The following is a 16,875-nucleotide window of genomic DNA, read 5'->3' on the forward strand; positions in this document are numbered from 1 at the left end:
CTCAGCGGCCCGGATGCGCGGCGATGGCGCGCTCGATCACGGCGAGCGCGGCGTCGCGCTCGGCGCCGACCAGGGCCATGCGCGGCGCGCGCACGTGTTCGCTGCCCAGGCCGACGCGCTCCTGCACCAGCTTGATCAGTTGGACGAACTTAGGCACGGTGTCCAGGCGCAACAGCGGCAAGAACCAGGCGTAGAGATCGGCCGCGGCGCGCGCACCGCCGTCGCGGGCGAGTTCGAACAACTGCACCGATTCCTTCGGATAGGCGTTGACCAGGCCAGCGATCCAGCCGGTCGCGCCCATCGCCACGCCCTCGACCACCGCATCGTCCATGCCGACCAGCAGGTCGAGACGCTCGCCCAGCAGCGAACGGATCGCGGCGAAGCGGCGCACGTCGGTCGAGGATTCCTTAACCGCCTGCAGGTTCGGCAGTTCGGCGGCGAGTTCGGCGATCTGCTCGGGCACGAAATCGGTCTTGTAGGCGATCGGATTGTTATAGAGCATGCACGGCAGCGGGGTCGCTTCGATGACCGCGCGCACATGCGCCTTCATTTCGCGCCAGTCGCTCGAATACACGTACGGCGGCAGCACCATCAGGCCGGCGCAGCCGATCGCCGCGGCCTCGCGCGCCAGGCGCACGGCTTCGTCGGTCGACAGCGCGGCGATGCCGGGGATCACCGGCGCGCGGCCGTCGAGCGCCTGCACCAGGGTGCGCAGGATCGCCAGCTTGTCCTCGAAGCTCAGCGTCGCCGCTTCGCCGAGCGAACCCAGCGGCACGATGCCGACGCAGCCGGCATCGATCAAGGTGCGCGCGTGTTCGGCGAGGAAGGCGTGATCGATCGCACCGTCGGCGCGGAACGGGGTGGTGATCGCGGGGATGACGCCACGCCAGAACGAAGCATTGCTCATTAGACAGACCCTTTGGATTCGGTAAGGAAAGTACGATCGGAACAAGAGCCGGCTGCGGCCAAACTGGCCAGCCGGGTGGGAAAAACCGGCGGCCGCGCGGCATGCGCACGCGTCGCCGGCACCAGCAGACCCAACTCGGTCAGCGCCGTGCCGCAGATGCGGCCCTGGCAACTGCCCATGCCGCAACGCGTGGCCAGCTTGGCCGCGCGCGCGTCGGAATATCCTTGCAACTGCGCCAACGCCACGTCCTCGCAGCGGCATACCAGCGTGGCCGGCTCGGCGAGCTTGCGCACGTCGTCGCGCAGGTCGAAGTAACGCGGCAACAGAGCGGCGAAGGCGCGTGCGTGGCGACGGCGCGGACGCAGCGCACGCGCGGCATCGTCTGCGCCGGCGGCGGCGTGACCGGCCATCGCGCCTTCGACACGCGCGACATCGACGCCGCCGATGCCGCAGGCTTCGCCGGCTGCGTACACGCCGTCGACGCTGGTCATCAGCCGCTCGTCGACGCGCACGCGCGGATGGCGACCGTCGAGTTCGAGCGCGCAGCCCAGCTGCGCGGCGAGTTCGGTGTTCGGCACCAGGCCGTAGCCGACCGCGACCTGGTCGCAGGCGATGCGTTCGACTCCGCGCGCGCTTGCGATCTCGACTTCGCGCACCCGCTCGTCGCCGTGCACGGCGCGCACCCAGCTCGCGCGCCGATAGGCCACGCCGGCCAGGCGCGTGCGCAACGCCGCGGCCTGCAGCAACTTGCCCGGCCAGCGCCACAACTGCGAGGCGAACGCCATCAGCGCCGCGTCCGGCGCCTGTTCGCAGATCGCCAGCACCTGCGCGCCGTGTCGGCGCAAGGTCGCGGCCGAGGCCAACAGCAGCGGGCCGCTGCCGGCGAGGAGCACGCGCTTGCCGGCGATCGGCCAGCCTTGCTTGACCAGTGCCTGCAAAGCGCCGGCGCCGGTGACGCCGGGCAAGGTCCAGCCCGGGAACGGCAGCAACAACTCGCGCGCGCCGGTGGCCAGCACCAGGGCGCCGTATTCGATTTCGCGCACCAGGCCGGCTTCTTCGATCAGCACCCGGCCCGGCGCGGTCGCGACGACCTGCGCCTGCGGCAGCCAGTGCAGATTGCTGCGCGCGCGCATCTCCGCCACTGCGAGGCGCGCGGCGGTCGGTGCCGATTTGCGCACATCGTGGCGCCAGACCTGCCCGCCCGGGTTCGCCTGCAGATCGACCAGCACGACGTTGACGCCGTGGCTCGCCGCGGCGCGGGCCGCTGCCAGCCCGGCCGGGCCGGCGCCTATCACCAGCACGTCGCAGGGCTCAGTCATCGCGCTGCACCTGCATGCCGTCGCGCGCCACCACTACGCAGGCGCGTTGATGGGCGACGCCGTCGATGCTGACCCGGCATTCGAAACACAGGCCCATGCCGCACAGCGGCGCACGCGCCTCGCCGCTGCGCGAGCGGCGAAAACGCAGACCGAGTTGGGCCACGGCCGCGGCGACGTTGGCCCCGGCCGGCACTTCGACGGCGATGCCGTCGATCGACAACTGCACGCTCGGACGTTTCATCGCAACGCGCGCTCCGGCAAGAAGGGCGCGGGATCGATCGCCGGCGCGCGGCCGAGCATCTGATCGAGCAACAACTGCGCCGTGCCCAGCGCGGTGGTCACGCCGAGCCCTTCGTGGCCGGCCGCGACCCAAGTGCGCGGCCGGTCGGCGACCGCGCCGATGTAGGGCCGGCCGTCGGGCGTGGTCGGCCGGAAACCGGTCCACACCCGCAGCGCCTGCAACTCGCGCAACATCGGCAGGAACGCGAAGGCGCGGTCGAGCATGCGCCGCAGCATCGGCAGCGACACCGCGCGATCCTCGACACCGAACTCGCGCGAGGAGCCGATCAGGATCTGCCCGGTCGGACGCGGCTGCACGTTGAAGGCGACGCTGCTGTCGGCATCGCCGTGGGCGCTGTCGGCATAGCCGAGTTCGAGCAGTTGATGGCGCACCCGCCCGGGGTAGCGTTCGGTGATGACCAGATGCCCTTTGCGTGCGCGCATCGGCAACTGCGGCAATAGCTCGGGCACGCCGCAACCGGTCGCGACCAGGACCGGACCGACCAATTCGCTGCCGTCGTCGAGGCGCGCACCGTTGGCGCTCAGCTCGACGACCCGACGCCCCAGGAACGCCGTAGCGCCGGCCTGCAGGGCGCGCTCGAACAGATGCTGGGCGACGCGCGGCGGATACACCACCGCCTCGTCGGCGACCAACATGCCGCCGCACAGCCCCGGGGTGAGGCCGGGCTCGAGTCGGTATAACTCGTCGGCGCCGATTCGCTGCGCGCGAACGCCGGACACGGCCAGGCGCGCGATCTTCGCGGCGACGCCGTCGAACTCGCGCGCCTCGCGCGCGACCCACAAGGTGCCGCAACGGCTGAATTCGGCTTCGGGCAGATCGGCGAAGCGTTCCCACAGCGCCAGCGAATACCGCGACAAAGCCAACTCGGCCGGGTCGTCGTCCATCGCCACCAGATGCCCCATCGCCGCCGCGGTTGCACCGCCGCCGACCGGGCCGGGCTCGACCACGGCGACCCGCAGCCCCTCTTGCACGGCACGCTCGGCGCAGGCGCTGCCGACGATGCCGGCACCGACCACGATCAGGTCGTAGCTGTTGGAAGGCGCTGCGCTCATGCCGGTCACTTCGCCGCGATGCCCCAGGCGAAGGGGTCGGCTTCGTCGATCAACAACTGCGCGTGTGCGGTGATGTGGGCGCTGCCGGTGATGGTCGGCAGGACGCCGCGCGGGCCCGGGCGATAGCGCCCTTCGAACACGCTGCCGAGCACGCTCTCCTGGCGCCACACCGCATCCGCCGCGAGCTTGCCGTCGGCGGCGAGGCAGGCCAGCTTGGCGCTGGTGCCGGTGCCGCACGGCGAACGGTCGTAGGCCAGCCCCGGGCACAGGACGAAGTTGCGCGCGTCGACACCGGGCGTGGTCGACGGCGTTTCCAGTTCGATGTGGTCGATCGGCGCGCCGTCGGCGCCGGTCACGCCGGCCGCTTCCAGCGCATGCCGGATCGCTTCGGAATAATCGCTGAGCTCGCGCTGGTGCAGCAGCGAGATCACCCGCGCGACGCGGGCGATGAAGAACCAGTTGCCGCCCCAGGCGACATCGCCGACCACCTCGCCGTAGCCAGGCACCTGCACGCGCACGCCGGCCAGATGGCGCCAGCTTTCGACGTTGTCGACCGAGACCCGGCCGTCCTCGTGCAACTCCGCACCGACGGTGCCGACCGGCGTCTCGATGCGATGCCGGCCCGGCTGAATCCGGCCGAGATGCTGCAGGGTGCGCACCAGACCGATGGTGCCGTGGCCGCACATGCCCAGGTAACCGACGTTGTTGAAGAAAATTACTCCGGCGGCGGCTTCGGGCTCGCTCGGCGGCAGCAGCAAGGCGCCGACCACCGTGTCGGAACCGCGCGGCTCGCAGGCGATGGCCTGGCGCCAGTGGTCGAATTCGGCACGGAAGCGCTCGCGCTTGTCGGCCAGGCTGCCGGCGCCCAGATCGGGGAAGCCGGCAACCACGACCCGGGTCGGTTCGCCGCCGGTGTGGGAGTCGATGATGTCTAGGCTGTGCATGCCGCCATGCTCGCGTCGTCGGCCTCGCGCGTCTAGGAATCCTTGCCGGTCATGGATGCGGAATTCGGCATAATCGGGCTATCGTTGAGGAACCGCCCGGAGCAGGTCCCATGTCCCTACAGATTCCCGCCGACCTCATGCAGACCCTGTGCGACGCACTGCCCGACGTGGTGTTCTTCGCCAAGGACGCGTCCGGCCGCTACAGCCACGCCAACCTGACCCTGGTGCGCCGGCTCGGCCTGAAGCGGCGCGGGGACGTGATCGGCCGCGACGTCACCGAGCTGTTTCCGGCCCGCCTCGGCGGCCGCTATGCGATCCAGGACCGGCGCGTGCTCGACGGCGAGACCATCGAGAACCAGCTCGAAGTGCATTTGTTCCCGAACCGGCAACCGGGCTGGTGCCTGACCGGCAAGCGCCCGTTGCCTCTGGCCGACGGCCGCACAGGCCTGGTCGGCCTGTCGCGCGACCTCGGCGCGCCCGACGGCCATCACCCGACCTACGAACGCCTGCGCCGGGTCACCGAACACATGCAGGCGCATTTCGCCGGCGCGCTGCGCGTGACCGCGCTGGCCGAACTGGCCAAGCTGTCGGTCGCGCAGTTGGAACGCCATTTCCAGCGCGTGTTCCAGCTGACCCCGCAACAGGCCCTGACCAAGATCCGCATCGAAGCGGCAATGAGGTTGCTGCAGGAAGAGGCGAGCATCGCCGAGGTCGGCCAGTCCTGCGGCTTCTCCGACCAGAGCGCGTTCGCGCGCCAGTTCAAGGCCACCGTGGGCATGGCGCCGCGCGAGTACCGCGCCTTGCAGCGCAGCGGTCGTTGGAGCGCGGGCGGCGAAGACGCCTGATCGACGCCGCTGGCGTGTTCAGGCGAGCGCGGTCGCCTCGATCTCGATGCGCCAGGCTTCGTCGTAGATACCGGTCACTACCACGCTGATCGCGGGATCGGCACGGCCGGCCAACAGGCGGCGGCGAATCTCGCGTTCTCGCTTGCGGTCGCTGGCGCGGGCGAGGAAGACGGTCAGCTTCGCCAGGTGCTGCAGGTCCATGTCGGCCGCGCGCAGCTGCGTCTCCAGGTTGACCCAAGCGAGAACGCATTGTCCGGAAAAATCCTGCGGCGCCTCGCCGTGCGCGTCGACCGGGATCTGGCCGCTGACGAACAGCAGCCGGGTCGCGGCAGTGATGGGGTGCGGTTGCGCGGCGTGGATCGATTCGCCGTCGGCCGCGGTCGGCGAACCCGCCGCGGTTTCATCGACGACTTTGCGTCCCGGCATCGGTGCTGCGGCAGGGCCCGACAGCCAGGTCATCGCGGCGGCACTGGTCAGCAGGAAGCTGCGTCGCTGCACGGTGACGCCTCAGCGTGCCGGCGCGGACGATGCGGTGGCTGCAGCGCCTTGCCGCGGCCAACGGCCGCTGTCTTCGAACGCGCTCGCGACGGTGTCGGCCAGGCGCCGCGCGAGGCGCCCGTCGGGGTCGAGGTCGGGATCGAAGATCGTCAGCTCCATACCGACCGCTTTCGGGCTGGCGAGCAATCGGGCGAGCACGGCGCGCAACTGATCGAAGTCGAGGCCGCCGGGGTTCGGCGAGTCGACCGCCGGCATCACCCGTTCGGCCAGCACATCGGCATCGAGGTGAATCCAGTAACCGTCGGTCGGCATCGCCTCCAGCCGCGCGCGCGCCTCGCGGCCGGCGCGTTCGGCGCCGAGACGGCGGATCGCCTCGGCGTCGATGGCGTGAATGCCGGAATGCTCGAAACTCTCGACCTCGTAGTCGATACGGTCCTGGTCGGCCACCACCAGACCGAGGTGGACGACATCGCCGGTGCGGAAATAAGGCGAGCGACCGCGCAGGTCGGACAGCGCCGCCGGGCCATGCCCGGTCGCCAGGCCGAGATCGAGACCGGCCGCGGTCAACAAGCCGTGGTAACGGCGGCGGTCGCGGATGAAGGAAAAATCGTCGTGAGCATCGATGAAGGCCAGGCCGTAGCGGCCGCGCTGCTTGAGGGCCAAACCGCTGCCGATCAGCACGCTGCAATCGCCGCCGAGCACCAGCACGAACCGGTCCTGGGCCAGCAGCGGGATCAGGCGGTCGGCCAGGGTCTGACTGTAGTCGCGCAGGGCGGCGCCGTTGCGAAAGCCGATCGCGGGATCGGCAGCGGGCGAATAAGGCGGCGCATCGACGCGGCCGCCATCGTGGGCACGCAGGCGCTGCAACAGGCCGGTCGCGCGCAGGGCCTCGGGCAATTTACGCACGCCCGGCTCGACACCCGGCGCCGGCGGGCGCAAGCCCAGGTTGCTGGGCGCATCGATGACGACGATGGCGGCTGGGTCCGACTTGAAGGCTGCAGGCGTCGCGGCGGGAGGCTGCGCGCAGGCCGGCAGCAGCGAAGACAAGGCCGCGCCGAGCACGGCAGGTCCGATCGCGAGGCGCATGCGAATAACCTCTGAATGTGTTTTTAGAGGTTATGCGCACCCTATCGAACCTGTCAACACCGTTTTAAAGGTTACAGACATACGGCGTCGCCTGCCCGCCCATTCATGGCCGTGGTCTTAGCTTTCCGATCCGCCGCCCCTGCTCTTGCTGCGCTGCGACCGGGAACGCAGCAAAAAAACCCGGCTTGCGCCGGGTGGAGGTCGGAAACGGAGAGAGCGTTACGCGACGATGCCATGCCTCGCTTGACGACCGCCCGCCGGAGCAACGGCGAGCGGCGTATTGCGTGGCCAGGCAGGATCTCAGTAGCGGTCGTTCAAGGCGAAGATCGGCTTGCGGTTCTTCCACTTGCCTTCGGTGAAGTCCGGGAACTCCACGGTCTTGTGCTCGGCGATGGACTGCTCCGACAAGGGGGTGATCGCGCTCCAGGCGACCGCGTCGTAGATGTCGATCGGCATCGGCGCATCGGCCTTGAGCGCCTCGATGAAGGCATGCACGACGAAGTAGTCCATGCCGCCATGGCCGGCGCCGGCCGCGGTCTCGGCGAACCGCTGCCACAGCGGATGGTCGTACTTCTCCAGCCAGGCCTCGGCCTTGTCCCACTCGTGCGGCGTGGTCTTGCCTTCGATGTGGATCGAATCGTTGATGTCCATCCACAGGCCATCGGTGCCCTGCACGCGGAAGCCGAGCGAGTACGGACGCGGCAGCGAGGTGTCGTGCTGCAGCAGGATGGTCTCGCCGTTCTCGCAGGCGATCTGGGTAGTGACCAGGTCGCCGAGCTTGAACTTGACCTTGGCGTTCGGATGGTCCGGGCCGGCCTGCTTGACGATGTAGTCGTGCAGGCCGCGCGCCTTGCTCGAGAACGAGCTAAGGTAGGTGAAGCAATTGCCGCGATGGATGTTGGCGACCATCGCGCAGGGGCCGATGCCGTGGCTCGGGTACAGCTCGCCGTCGCGCTGGACCGAATGTTCGGTGCGCCAACGCGCCTCCGACCAGCCCTTGGCACCGAACTCGACACCGCCGCCGGTGGCGCGCTCGGGGTTGCCGCTGTTGAGTTTCACCGCGCGCAGGTCGTGCTGGTAGCCGCCCTGCAGATGCACGATCTCGCCGAACAGGCCCTGCCGCACCATGTTCAGCACCGCCAGCACGTCGCGGCGATAGCACACGTTCTCCAGCAGCATGTAGGGCGTGCCGGTCTTCTGCTGGGTGCGCAACACCTGCCAATGGTCGTCGAGGGTGATGCCGGCGACCACTTCGCAGGCGACCGCGATGCGCGCCTGCATCGCCGCGATCGCCATCGGCGCATGGAACTCCCAGGGCGTGGCGATGATCACGCCGTCGAGGCCGCCCTTGTCGAGCATCTTGCGGTAGGCGTCGTTGTCGCCGCCTTCGCCGTAGGTCGTCGGCTTGGGCCGGCCGGCCTTCTCGATCATCTTCAGCGCGCGGCCGAGCATGATCGGCTCGACGTCGCACAGCGCGACGACTTCGACGTCGTCGCGACGCACCAGTTCCTTGAGCAGCACCTGGCCGCGCATGCCGGTGCCGATCAGGCCCAGGCGCAACTTCGAGCGTTTGCGGGCGAAGGCCGGCGTGAACGCGGTGCTGGCCAATACGGTGCCCGCGGTCGCGGAAGTAGCGAGGAAGTCGCGTCGGTTCATGCAGGTGCCTCGGTGGGTAGGGGGCGGGTGAGGAGTGAGGAGTGAGGAGTGAGGAGTGAGGAACGAGGAGTGAGGAACGAGGAGTGAGAAGTGAAAGGTGAGGCACTGGGAACGAGTCGAGACCACGCGAACTGCGGCAGCATCCGCCGCTCGCCCTCTTTACTCACTCCTCGCTATTACTCGCTCCTCGCTCCTCGCTCCTCGCCCCTCGCCCCTCGCCCCTACGCGCCCCTCAGCGGGTGATACGCGATGGCTTCGATCTCGATCTTGCAATCGACCATCATTTGCGAGCGCACGCACGAACGCGCCGGCGGCTGCTCGCCGAAGTACTCGCGGTAGACGCGGTTGAAGCTCCAGAAGTCGCGGGTGTCGTCGAGCCAGACGGTGATCTTGACCACGTGGCTCAAGTCGCAGCCGGCCAGGCCAAGCACTTTCTTGACGTTCTCCATGGTCCGGCGCGTCTGCGCCTCGATGCCGCCCTGTTCGATCTCGCCGCGCTCGTTCATCGCGACCTGGCCGGAGATGTAGACGAAGTCGCCGGCACGCACCGCCGGCGAGAACGGCAGTTGTTGGCCGCCGGCGCCGCTGGGCTCCAGGCCGTAACGGACGATGGAATTGGAATCGCTCATGGATGGACTCTCTGCATAGGGAGGAACGGGAAGAGCGAAGCTACGACGACCGGCGTGCTCCGCCGCGCCACTCGCAGATCGCGGGCAGCATGGCGGCGGCGCTCGGAGTCGGATGGCACATTCAAGGCCTTCCCGTTGCCGACGTGAAAGTATCTTACAAACTTTCACGATGCATTTTGCACTGCACCATGGCGGTTTATCAGGGCCTCTGCTACATTTCCATTGCCCATCAAGCCATCTGTGTTTGAAATTTACAGGAATGATCGGATGACCAGGGGAACCGCGCTGTGATCCATTCGCCGCACCCCGCTCCTGGGAGTCCGGCCGTGCGCCGGAGCTACGCGACCGGCACGCGACCGGCACGCAATCGGGCCCGTGCCTGCGCCGTTTCACCGTCGAACTGCGACCGAAATCCTGCGCAACGATCACGCCTTCGCCGCGCGGCCGCCACGACGGGGACACATGGATTCGCACGATCCCGCCTCGCGCAGAGAGTGTGCCGACGCCTCGCTCGGCACACCCAAAACCTCCGCTATCGGCGATATTCCGGTCTACCGTCATCACCCGCTGGTTCCCGATCGCCTCGTTGCGCTCGGTCCGACGCTGCGGGCGCCCCCATTGAAGGAATGATCCGTCCATGAGCCAAAGCCGTTTGACCTTGATCACCGGAGCCGCGGGCGGCATCGGCCGAGGATTGCTCACCCGTTTCGTCGTCGGCGGCGATCGTGTGCTCGCCCACGATCGCGATGCCGATGCGCTGGCCGCGCTGGCCGCGAGTTTCGCGCCCGGGCAGGTGCTGACCGCGGCGTCCGAGTTGTCCGATCTCGACGCCTTGCGCGCCGCACTCGCGCCGGTCACCCAGGCGCACGGCCCGATCGGCGCGGTCATCGCCAACGCCGGCAGCGCCGAAGGACTGAGCCTGGCCGGCACCGCGCCGGGCGCGTGGCAGCGCGACGTCGATGTGAACTTGAACGCCGGCTACTGCACGGTGGAAGCGGCGCTCGACGGGCTCAAACGTACCCGCGGCAACATCGTCTTCATCGGCTCGGTCAACGGCCTCGCCGCACTCGGCCATCCGGCCTACAGCGCGGCCAAGGCCGGCTTGATCAGCTACGCCAAATCGATCGCGATCGAATACGGCCGGCTCGGCCTGCGCGCCAACGTGATCTGCCCGGGCACGGTCAAGACCCAGGCCTGGCAGGCGCGCGCCGACAAGCATCCGCAAGTGTTCGAGGACTTGAAGAAGTGGTACCCGCTCGGCGACTTCGCCACGCCCGAGGACATCGCCGAAGCCGCCTGGTTCCTCGCCTCGCCGCAGGCGCGCATGATCAGCGGCGCGGTGCTGCCGGTCGACGGCGGCCTGATGGCCGGCAACCGGGTGATGGCTTCGGAACTCACCCTGGAGCCGTACTGATGACTGGGGCCGTACCTATGAACGCGGCACTGCGCGAGCTCGGACAGAACCTGTTGCTGCCCGGCGTCAAGGGATTGCCGTTGCAACAGGCCACGCGCCAGGACGCGATCGGCGGGCTCGGCCTGCATGTTCTCGACGGCAGCCTGTCGTATCCGGTCGCGGTGCTGCGCGAGTCCACCCTCGCCCACAACATCGCCTGGATGCGCGATTTCGTCGAACGCGCCGGCGCCCTGCTCGCGCCGCACGGCAAGACCACGATGAGCCCGCAGTTGTTCCAGGCCCAGCTCGATGCCGGCGCCTGGGCGATCACCCTGGCGACGATCCCGCAGTTGCGCATCGCTCATCGGTTCGGCGTGCGCCGGGTGCTGCTGGCCAATCAGCCGGTCGCGATCGCCGACATCGAAAGCCTGGCCGCGCTGCTGCGCGACGACCCCGGTTTCGAGGCCTGGGTCCTGGTCGATTCCTCGGCCGGCGCCCGACGCCTCGCCGAGGTGATGCAGCGGCTCGCCCCTCAACGTCGATTGCCGGTATTGGTAGAGCTCGGCGCCGAAGGCGGCCGCACCGGCGTGCGCGGCCTCGACGCCGCGCTGGCGCTCGCGCGCGAAGTCGCCGCGAGCCCCGCGCTGCGCCTGGCCGGCATCGAAGGCTACGAAGGCCTGTGGGTCGGCGCCGATCGCGACAGCGACCTGGCACGCGTGCGCGGCCTGCTCGCCGAGCTGGTCGAGCTGACCCGCCGCTGCGATGGCGAGGGCCTGTTCGACGGCGAGGAGATTTTGATCAGCGCCGGCGGCTCGGCGTATTTCGATTTCGTCGCCGACGCCTTCGCCACGGTCGGCGCGACCACGCGCCCCCTGCGACGCGTGCTGCGCTCGGGGTGTTACCTCACCTCCGACCACGGCTTCTATCACGGCCTGCAACAGGAAATGCGCACCCGCCACGACGCCAGCTTCCGCCACGGCCTGCAGCCGGCGCTGGAAGTCTGGGCGGCGGTGCAGTCGCGCCCGGAGCCGGGTCTGGCCCTGCTCACCCTCGGCAAGCGCGATGCGTCCTACGACATCGACCTGCCCAAGCCCCTGTGCTGGCACCGCCCCGGCGAGCCGGCGCCGTCGCCCATGCGCGATGCGCGCATCGCCAAGATGAACGACCAGCATGCCTATCTCGAACTGCCGCACGATCATCCGCTGCAGGTCGGCGATCTCGTCGCCACCGGCATTTCGCACCCTTGCACCACGTTCGACAAATGGCAGGTGCTGCTGACGGTCGACGACGGTTATCGCGTCACCGGCGCCATCAATACTTTCTTCTGAACGCGCCATCGGCGCGATCGATACCCGCTCGCCGCGCCACCGACGCGATCGATACCCCCTAATCGCCGCATGATCGGCGCGATCGACAATCTTCCGAGGAACGACCCCATCGTGTCCGACAACCTCATCCCCAAGATCCGCGGAGCGCTCGACACCTTGCGTCCGGCCGAACGCAAGGTCGCCGAGACCGTGCTGGCCGACCTGGACTTCGCGATCCACGCCAGCATCGGCGCGCTGGCGATACGCGCCAATGTTTCCGAGCCCAGCGTGACCCGCTTCTGCCGCGCGATCGGCTGCGAAGGCCTGCGCCAGTTCAAGGTCCAGCTCGCCCACAGCCTGGCCGTCGGCGTGCCCTACCAGACCGTCACCATCGACAAGGACGACGACGCCGCGACCCTGGTGCACAAGGTCTGCGACAGCATCTCCGCGGCCCTGCACGATGTACGCGAGCGCACCGACCCGGCCGCGCTCGACGCCGCCGCCGGCTTGATCGCCGGCGCTCGCCGCGTGTGCTGCATCGGCGTCGGCTCGGGCTCGGGCGTGGTCGCGCAGGACGCCTTCCTGCGCTTCCTGCGCCTGGACATCGCCGCCACCGCCCACAGCGACGGCCATCTGCAGCGGCTCGCCTCGGGCATGCTCGACGCCAACGACGTGCTGTTCGCGATCTCTCTGTCGGGCCGCAGCCCCGAGGTCAACGACAGCGTGCGCATCGCCAAGCAGCGCGGCGCGCGCATCATCGCCCTGACCCAGGCCGGCGCGCCGCTGGGTTGGGACGCCGACGTGCCGCTGCTGTTGCCGCCGTCGAGCGCGGCGACCCCATACTCGCCCGGCGTGTCGCGGCTGATGCAGTTGGCCGTGATCGACATGCTGGCGATCGCAGTCGCGCTGCGCCAGGAACCGGGCGTGCTGGAGAAGGCGCGCCGGGCCAAGGCCGAAGTCGAACGCACCCAGGTTCCCGGCCGCTCATGAGCGCGAAATTCGCACCGGCGGCAGCCACCTTCGATCTGGTCATCGCCGACGCCTGGGTGCTCGACGGCAGCGGCGGCCCCGGCTACCGCGCCGATGTCGCCGTCGACGGCGAGCGCATCGCCGCGATCGGCGCGCCCCACAGCCTGCACGGACGCAAGCGCGAGGACGCACACGGGCTCGCACTGGCACCGGGCTTCATCGACGTCCACACCCACGACGACCGCGCGGTGCTCGACGACCCCGGCGTGTTCAACAAGCTCAGCCAGGGCGTGACCACGGTGATCGCCGGCAATTGCGGGATCAGCCTGGCGCCATGGCGCGCCGACCGCGAACCGCCGGCGCCGCTGTCGTTGATCGGAGGCCAGGCCGATTTCCGTTTCGAACGCTTCCGCGACTACCTCGAAGCGGTCGATGCGGCGCGCCCGGCGGTCAACGTCGCGGCGATGGTCGGTCATTCGACCCTGCGCATCGCCGAGGTCGCCGACCTCGGCCGCGCCGCCGACGATGCCGAGATCGAACGCATGCGCGTGCGCTTGCGCGAGGCGATGCAGGCCGGCGCGATCGGTTTCTCCAGCGGCCTGTTCTACCAGCCGAGCCGGGCCGCGCCGAACAGCGAAGTGATCGAACTCGTCCGCGAGAGCGGCGCCCACGGCGGCGTCTACGCCTCGCACCTGCGCGACGAATACGACGGTGTGCTCGAAGCGATCGACGAAGCCGTCGACGCCGGCGAAGCCGCGCACACCCCGGTCGTGCTGTCGCATCACAAATGCGCCGGCCCCGCGAACTGGGGCCGCACCGTCGAGACCCTGGCGCGCATCGACGAACGCCGCCGCCGCCATTGGGTCGGCCTCGACGCCTATCCCTACACCGCCGGCTCGACCGTGCTCGATCCGGACTACGTCGACGGGCTGATCCGGATCCTGGTGAGCTGGTCGACGCCGCACCCCGAACAGGCCGGTCGCGACCTGGGCGACATCGCCGCCGATTGGCGGGTCGACCAGAAAGAAGCCGCGCGCCGCCTGCACCCGGCCGGCGCGGTGTATTTCCAGATGCGCGAGGACGACGTCCGCCGCGTGCTCAGCCACGACCGCACCATGATCGGTTCCGACGGCCTGCCGCACGACGCCCACCCGCATCCGCGCCTGTGGGGCGCGTTTCCGCGCGTGCTCGGCCATTACTGCCGCGACCAGGGCCTGTTCCATCTGCCCGAAGCGGTGCGCCGCATGACCTCGCTGTCGGCCGACAGCTTCGGCCTGAAACGGCGCGGACGCATCGCCCCCGGACTCGCCGCCGATTTGGTTCTGTTCGATCCCGACACCATCGCCGACCGCGCCACTTTCGCCGAACCCAAGCAAGCGGCCGCGGGCATCCGCGCGGTCTGGGTCGGCGGCGCCTGCGCCTTGCGCGATGCCCACGCCACCGGCGAACGCCGCGGCCGCGTCCTGCGCCGCGAGGAGGAACGCCATGCTCGATGAATCGCTCCACCGCAACGCCCCCAACACCGGCACCGCGATCGCCCTGATCGGCGTCGACTGGGGCTCCACCCATCTGCGCGTGCACGCCTTCGACGCGCTCGGCGGCATCATCGCCACGCGCCAGAGCGCGCGCGGCATGGCCTCGCTGCATTCGCCCGAGGCCTTCGCCGCCGCGCTCGACGACCTGCTCAGCGTCGACCTCGACGACGGCGACGCGCCGATCTTGCTGGCCGGCATGGTCGGCGCGCGCAACGGTTGGCAGGAAGCGCCGTACGCGCCGTTGCCCGCCCATGCCGATGCGCTCGCCTCGGCGTTGCAGCCGCTGACGTTCAAGCAGCGCCGCGCCGCGATCGTGCCCGGCGTCAGCGGCGCCAGCGATGGCTTCGACGACGTCATGCGCGGCGAAGAGACCCAGGCGCTCGGCGTGCCGCCCGGAACGCGACGCGTAGCCGCACCGGGCACGCACAGCAAATGGCTGACCCTGGACGGCGGCGGCGTGGTCGGGTTTTCGACCTATCCGACCGGCGAGATTTATTCCCTGTTGCTGCATCACAGCCTGCTCGGGCGCGGCCTGCCGGCCGAGGCCTGGTCGGAACGCGGCTTCATCAAGGGCCTGGACACCGCGCGCGAACGTCCCGACTGGTTGCACCAGTTGTTCGGCGTGCGCGCACGCAACGTCCGCGACGCCGCGCCGGTCGAGGAATTGCCGGCGTTCCTGTCCGGCCTGTTGATCGGCTACGAGTGCCTGGCCGCCAACAACGAACCCGGCGACGGCGGCGAAGTCGCGGTGATCGGCGGCGCCAAGCTCGCCGCGACCTACGCCCTGGCGCTGCGCCGCTACGGCATCCCCCACTACATCATCGAAGGCGACACCGCGTTTTGCCGCGGCTTGTGGCGCATCGCAAAGGCAGCCCGATTCGTATGACCCTCGCCACGTCCCTGCCCCTGCCGAGCACGCTGCCGGCCTGGCTCGTCCAGTCGCCGTTCGTCGCGATCCTGCGCGGCATCACCCCCGACGAGGCCCTGCCGGTCGGCGAAGCGCTGTGGGATGCGGGCTGGCGCATCATCGAAGTGCCGCTGAATTCGCCCGATGCGTTCGAGAGCATCGCCCGCCTGCAACGGCGTTTCGGCGATGCGATCCTGCTCGGCGCCGGCACCGTGCGCCGCGCCGACGAAGTCGACACCCTGGTCCGCATCGGCGCGCGCCTGATGGTCTGCCCGCACACCGATCCGGCGCTGATCGGCTACGCCAAGGCCTGCGGCTTGTTCGCCCTGCCGGGCGCGGCGACCCCGAGCGAATGCCTGGCCGCCCTCGACGCCGGCGCCGACGGGCTCAAGCTGTTTCCGGCCGATGCACTCGGCCCGGCGATGCTGAGCGCCCTGCGCGCGGTGCTGCCCGCAGGCACCGCGGTGCTGCCGGTCGGCGGCATCCACACCGACCTGCTCGCGATCTGGCGCAAGGCCGGCGCGATCGGCTTCGGCATCGGCGGCACCTTGTACAAGCCCGGCACGACCGCGCCGCAGGTCGCCTCGACCGCGCAGGCCTTCAACGAAGCGTGGCTGGAATCGGTACCGACACCGCGCGGCTTGCGTTCGTAAGCGATCGCCCGGTCACGCCCCCAAGCATCCGGCCGCTGACGACGGGCTAGAAATGGGCAACCCGGGTTTTCTCGACAGTCCGGCTGCGGCCGACTCGATGGCCCGGGGGCCAACCGCCTTGGCGAACGCCCTGCAGGTTCAGTCGGGCTGCGACCCGCCGGCCGTCGACTCGATCAACGCCGTCACCTCGTCGAGCAATCCCCGCATGGCCGACTTGGCTCGCTCGCCATCGCCCGATGCGATCGCTTCGTATACGCGCGCGTGGTCCTCCACGCTGGCCAGATCGACGCCCTTGGAACGATTGGTGACCCCGATCGAAATCCGCAACGCGGTATCGACCAGGTCGCGCAGGCGCGAATAGAAGCGGTTGCCGCTGGCTTCCAGCACCGCGACATGGAAGGCGATGTCCGATTCGAGCGCATCCCCTTCGCCCAGCTCGGCGGCGCGCATGCGCTCGATCGCGGCCTCGATCCGGGCGATGGCTTCGGCATCGCCGCGTTGCGCCGCCAGCATCGCCGCCATCGGCTCGACCGCAAGCCGCACCTGAGTGAACTCGAGCAACAGGCCGATGGAGAACTTGCGCTCCAGCAACCAGCGCAAGACGTCCGGATCGAGCAGGTTCCAGTTCGTCTCGGGCTCGATGATGGTGCCGCGCTTCGGCCGCGCACTGAGCAAACCCTTGGCCGTGAGCATCTTGACTGCCTCGCGCACGATGCTGCGGCTGGCGCGAAGCTGCACGCACAGTTCGGCCTCGGTCGGGAATGCCTGCTCCGGACCGTAGTGACCGGTCACGATCGCCTCGCCCAGAGATTCGACGATTCGCCTGGTCAGGCTTGCGGAACGAGGCAATCGATTCATACGGTCAGCTCCGGTA

Annotated in this window: 18 protein-coding genes; 8 read left to right on the forward strand and 10 right to left on the reverse strand. The window is 69.4% G+C overall.

The window, feature by feature from the left end:
• Position 1: 1 nt before the first annotated feature.
• From ACTJJK_RS13795 to ACTJJK_RS13815, 5 genes are read right to left on the reverse strand one after another with little or no spacing between them, the layout of a single operon-like run.
• Positions 2-907: a dihydrodipicolinate synthase family protein gene (locus tag ACTJJK_RS13795; protein WP_440730493.1), complete on the reverse strand. Its 906-nt coding sequence runs from the start codon at positions 905-907 to the stop codon at positions 2-4.
• Positions 907-2,226 carry an FAD-dependent oxidoreductase gene (locus ACTJJK_RS13800; RefSeq protein WP_440730494.1) on the reverse strand — a complete coding sequence of 440 codons (1,320 nt, stop codon included), beginning with the start codon at positions 2,224-2,226 and terminating at the stop codon, positions 907-909. The genes ACTJJK_RS13795 and ACTJJK_RS13800 overlap by 1 nt, the downstream gene beginning before the upstream one ends.
• Positions 2,219-2,467 (reverse strand): 2Fe-2S iron-sulfur cluster-binding protein, encoded by a 249-nt coding sequence (locus ACTJJK_RS13805; protein ID WP_223620728.1) that lies wholly within the window; start codon positions 2,465-2,467, stop codon positions 2,219-2,221. Before ACTJJK_RS13805 ends, ACTJJK_RS13800 begins: the two co-directional genes overlap by 8 nt.
• On the reverse strand, positions 2,464-3,579 hold the full coding sequence (locus ACTJJK_RS13810) for an NAD(P)/FAD-dependent oxidoreductase (RefSeq protein WP_440730495.1): 1,116 nt from the start codon (positions 3,577-3,579) through the stop codon (positions 2,464-2,466). The genes ACTJJK_RS13805 and ACTJJK_RS13810 overlap by 4 nt, the downstream gene beginning before the upstream one ends.
• Positions 3,580-3,584: 5 nt before the next feature.
• Entirely contained in the window at positions 3,585-4,523 is a 939-nt protein-coding gene (locus tag ACTJJK_RS13815; protein ID WP_223620730.1) for a 4-hydroxyproline epimerase, read from the reverse strand.
• Positions 4,524-4,633: 110 nt separating this feature from the next.
• On the opposite strand from ACTJJK_RS13815, the gene ACTJJK_RS13820 reads away from it, so the two are divergent.
• Positions 4,634-5,368: a helix-turn-helix domain-containing protein gene (locus ACTJJK_RS13820; RefSeq protein WP_440730496.1), complete on the forward strand. Its 735-nt coding sequence runs from the start codon at positions 4,634-4,636 to the stop codon at positions 5,366-5,368.
• 18 nt (positions 5,369-5,386) lie between these two features.
• Here ACTJJK_RS13820 and ACTJJK_RS13825 read toward each other — a convergent pair whose 3' ends face one another.
• The 4 genes from ACTJJK_RS13825 to ACTJJK_RS13840 form a co-directional block, all read right to left on the reverse strand.
• On the reverse strand, positions 5,387-5,866 hold the full coding sequence (locus ACTJJK_RS13825; protein ID WP_440730497.1) for a RidA family protein: 480 nt from the start codon (positions 5,864-5,866) through the stop codon (positions 5,387-5,389).
• Between the two features lie 9 nt (positions 5,867-5,875).
• On the reverse strand, positions 5,876-6,952 hold the full coding sequence (locus tag ACTJJK_RS13830; RefSeq protein WP_440730498.1) for an arginase family protein: 1,077 nt from the start codon (positions 6,950-6,952) through the stop codon (positions 5,876-5,878).
• 300 nt (positions 6,953-7,252) lie between these two features.
• The gene (locus ACTJJK_RS13835; RefSeq protein ID WP_440730499.1) at positions 7,253-8,608 is read right to left on the reverse strand and encodes a Gfo/Idh/MocA family protein; all 1,356 of its coding nucleotides are present in this window, start codon (positions 8,606-8,608) and stop codon (positions 7,253-7,255) included.
• A 221-nt stretch (positions 8,609-8,829) separates the two neighbouring features.
• Positions 8,830-9,237, reverse strand: coding sequence for a RidA family protein (locus ACTJJK_RS13840; protein ID WP_031371933.1), 408 nt, complete (start codon positions 9,235-9,237; stop codon positions 8,830-8,832).
• 462 nt (positions 9,238-9,699) lie between these two features.
• Between ACTJJK_RS13840 and ACTJJK_RS13845 the strand changes: the two genes are divergently transcribed.
• From ACTJJK_RS13845 to ACTJJK_RS13875, 7 genes are all read left to right on the forward strand, one after another.
• Complete coding sequence (locus tag ACTJJK_RS13845) at positions 9,700-9,867, forward strand: hypothetical protein (protein ID WP_161786109.1); 168 nt, start codon at positions 9,700-9,702, stop codon at positions 9,865-9,867.
• Positions 9,868-9,874: 7 nt separating this feature from the next.
• The gene (locus ACTJJK_RS13850) at positions 9,875-10,651 is read left to right on the forward strand and encodes an SDR family oxidoreductase (RefSeq protein WP_031371935.1); all 777 of its coding nucleotides are present in this window, start codon (positions 9,875-9,877) and stop codon (positions 10,649-10,651) included.
• A gap of 17 nt (positions 10,652-10,668) precedes the next feature.
• A complete protein-coding gene (locus ACTJJK_RS13855) occupies positions 10,669-11,958 on the forward strand; it encodes an amino acid deaminase (RefSeq protein WP_440730500.1) in 1,290 nt (429 codons plus the stop codon).
• 111 nt (positions 11,959-12,069) lie between these two features.
• Positions 12,070-12,927 carry a MurR/RpiR family transcriptional regulator gene (locus tag ACTJJK_RS13860; RefSeq protein ID WP_200875822.1) on the forward strand — a complete coding sequence of 286 codons (858 nt, stop codon included), beginning with the start codon at positions 12,070-12,072 and terminating at the stop codon, positions 12,925-12,927.
• Positions 12,924-14,402 carry an N-acyl-D-amino-acid deacylase family protein gene (locus tag ACTJJK_RS13865; RefSeq protein WP_440730501.1) on the forward strand — a complete coding sequence of 493 codons (1,479 nt, stop codon included), beginning with the start codon at positions 12,924-12,926 and terminating at the stop codon, positions 14,400-14,402. The genes ACTJJK_RS13860 and ACTJJK_RS13865 overlap by 4 nt, the downstream gene beginning before the upstream one ends.
• On the forward strand, positions 14,392-15,327 hold the full coding sequence (locus ACTJJK_RS13870) for a 2-dehydro-3-deoxygalactonokinase (protein WP_051884916.1): 936 nt from the start codon (positions 14,392-14,394) through the stop codon (positions 15,325-15,327). Before ACTJJK_RS13865 ends, ACTJJK_RS13870 begins: the two co-directional genes overlap by 11 nt.
• Positions 15,324-16,001, forward strand: a complete 678-nt coding sequence (locus ACTJJK_RS13875; protein WP_036148546.1) for a 2-dehydro-3-deoxy-6-phosphogalactonate aldolase — start codon at positions 15,324-15,326, stop codon at positions 15,999-16,001. The genes ACTJJK_RS13870 and ACTJJK_RS13875 overlap by 4 nt, the downstream gene beginning before the upstream one ends.
• A gap of 138 nt (positions 16,002-16,139) precedes the next feature.
• Here ACTJJK_RS13875 and ACTJJK_RS13880 read toward each other — a convergent pair whose 3' ends face one another.
• Positions 16,140-16,859 carry a FadR/GntR family transcriptional regulator gene (locus ACTJJK_RS13880; protein WP_031371941.1) on the reverse strand — a complete coding sequence of 240 codons (720 nt, stop codon included), beginning with the start codon at positions 16,857-16,859 and terminating at the stop codon, positions 16,140-16,142.
• Between the last annotated feature and the right edge of the window lie 16 nt (positions 16,860-16,875).

It is taken from the genome of Lysobacter sp. 22409 (genome assembly GCF_052045105.1).
GTDB lineage: Bacteria > Pseudomonadota > Gammaproteobacteria > Xanthomonadales > Xanthomonadaceae > Lysobacter > Lysobacter antibioticus_B.

Bases quoted from the DNA above. Each gene is read 5' to 3' on its own strand.
- ACTJJK_RS13815 (WP_223620730.1), bottom strand. From the start codon at position 4,523: ATGCACAGCCTAGACATCATCGACTCCCACACCGGCGGCGAACCGACC.
- ACTJJK_RS13875 (WP_036148546.1), top strand. From the start codon at position 15,324: ATGACCCTCGCCACGTCCCTGCCCCTGCCGAGCACGCTGCCGGCCTGG.
- ACTJJK_RS13870 (WP_051884916.1), top strand. From the start codon at position 14,392: ATGCTCGATGAATCGCTCCACCGCAACGCCCCCAACACCGGCACCGCG.
- ACTJJK_RS13865 (WP_440730501.1), top strand. From the start codon at position 12,924: ATGAGCGCGAAATTCGCACCGGCGGCAGCCACCTTCGATCTGGTCATC.
- ACTJJK_RS13880 (WP_031371941.1), bottom strand. From the start codon at position 16,859: ATGAATCGATTGCCTCGTTCCGCAAGCCTGACCAGGCGAATCGTCGAA.
- ACTJJK_RS13845 (WP_161786109.1), top strand. From the start codon at position 9,700: ATGGATTCGCACGATCCCGCCTCGCGCAGAGAGTGTGCCGACGCCTCG.
- ACTJJK_RS13805 (WP_223620728.1), bottom strand. From the start codon at position 2,467: ATGAAACGTCCGAGCGTGCAGTTGTCGATCGACGGCATCGCCGTCGAA.
- ACTJJK_RS13820 (WP_440730496.1), top strand. From the start codon at position 4,634: ATGTCCCTACAGATTCCCGCCGACCTCATGCAGACCCTGTGCGACGCA.
- ACTJJK_RS13850 (WP_031371935.1), top strand. From the start codon at position 9,875: ATGAGCCAAAGCCGTTTGACCTTGATCACCGGAGCCGCGGGCGGCATC.
- ACTJJK_RS13810 (WP_440730495.1), bottom strand. From the start codon at position 3,579: ATGAGCGCAGCGCCTTCCAACAGCTACGACCTGATCGTGGTCGGTGCC.
- ACTJJK_RS13835 (WP_440730499.1), bottom strand. From the start codon at position 8,608: ATGAACCGACGCGACTTCCTCGCTACTTCCGCGACCGCGGGCACCGTA.
- ACTJJK_RS13855 (WP_440730500.1), top strand. From the start codon at position 10,669: ATGAACGCGGCACTGCGCGAGCTCGGACAGAACCTGTTGCTGCCCGGC.
- ACTJJK_RS13830 (WP_440730498.1), bottom strand. From the start codon at position 6,952: ATGCGCCTCGCGATCGGACCTGCCGTGCTCGGCGCGGCCTTGTCTTCG.
- ACTJJK_RS13840 (WP_031371933.1), bottom strand. From the start codon at position 9,237: ATGAGCGATTCCAATTCCATCGTCCGTTACGGCCTGGAGCCCAGCGGC.
- ACTJJK_RS13795 (WP_440730493.1), bottom strand. From the start codon at position 907: ATGAGCAATGCTTCGTTCTGGCGTGGCGTCATCCCCGCGATCACCACC.
- ACTJJK_RS13800 (WP_440730494.1), bottom strand. From the start codon at position 2,226: ATGACTGAGCCCTGCGACGTGCTGGTGATAGGCGCCGGCCCGGCCGGG.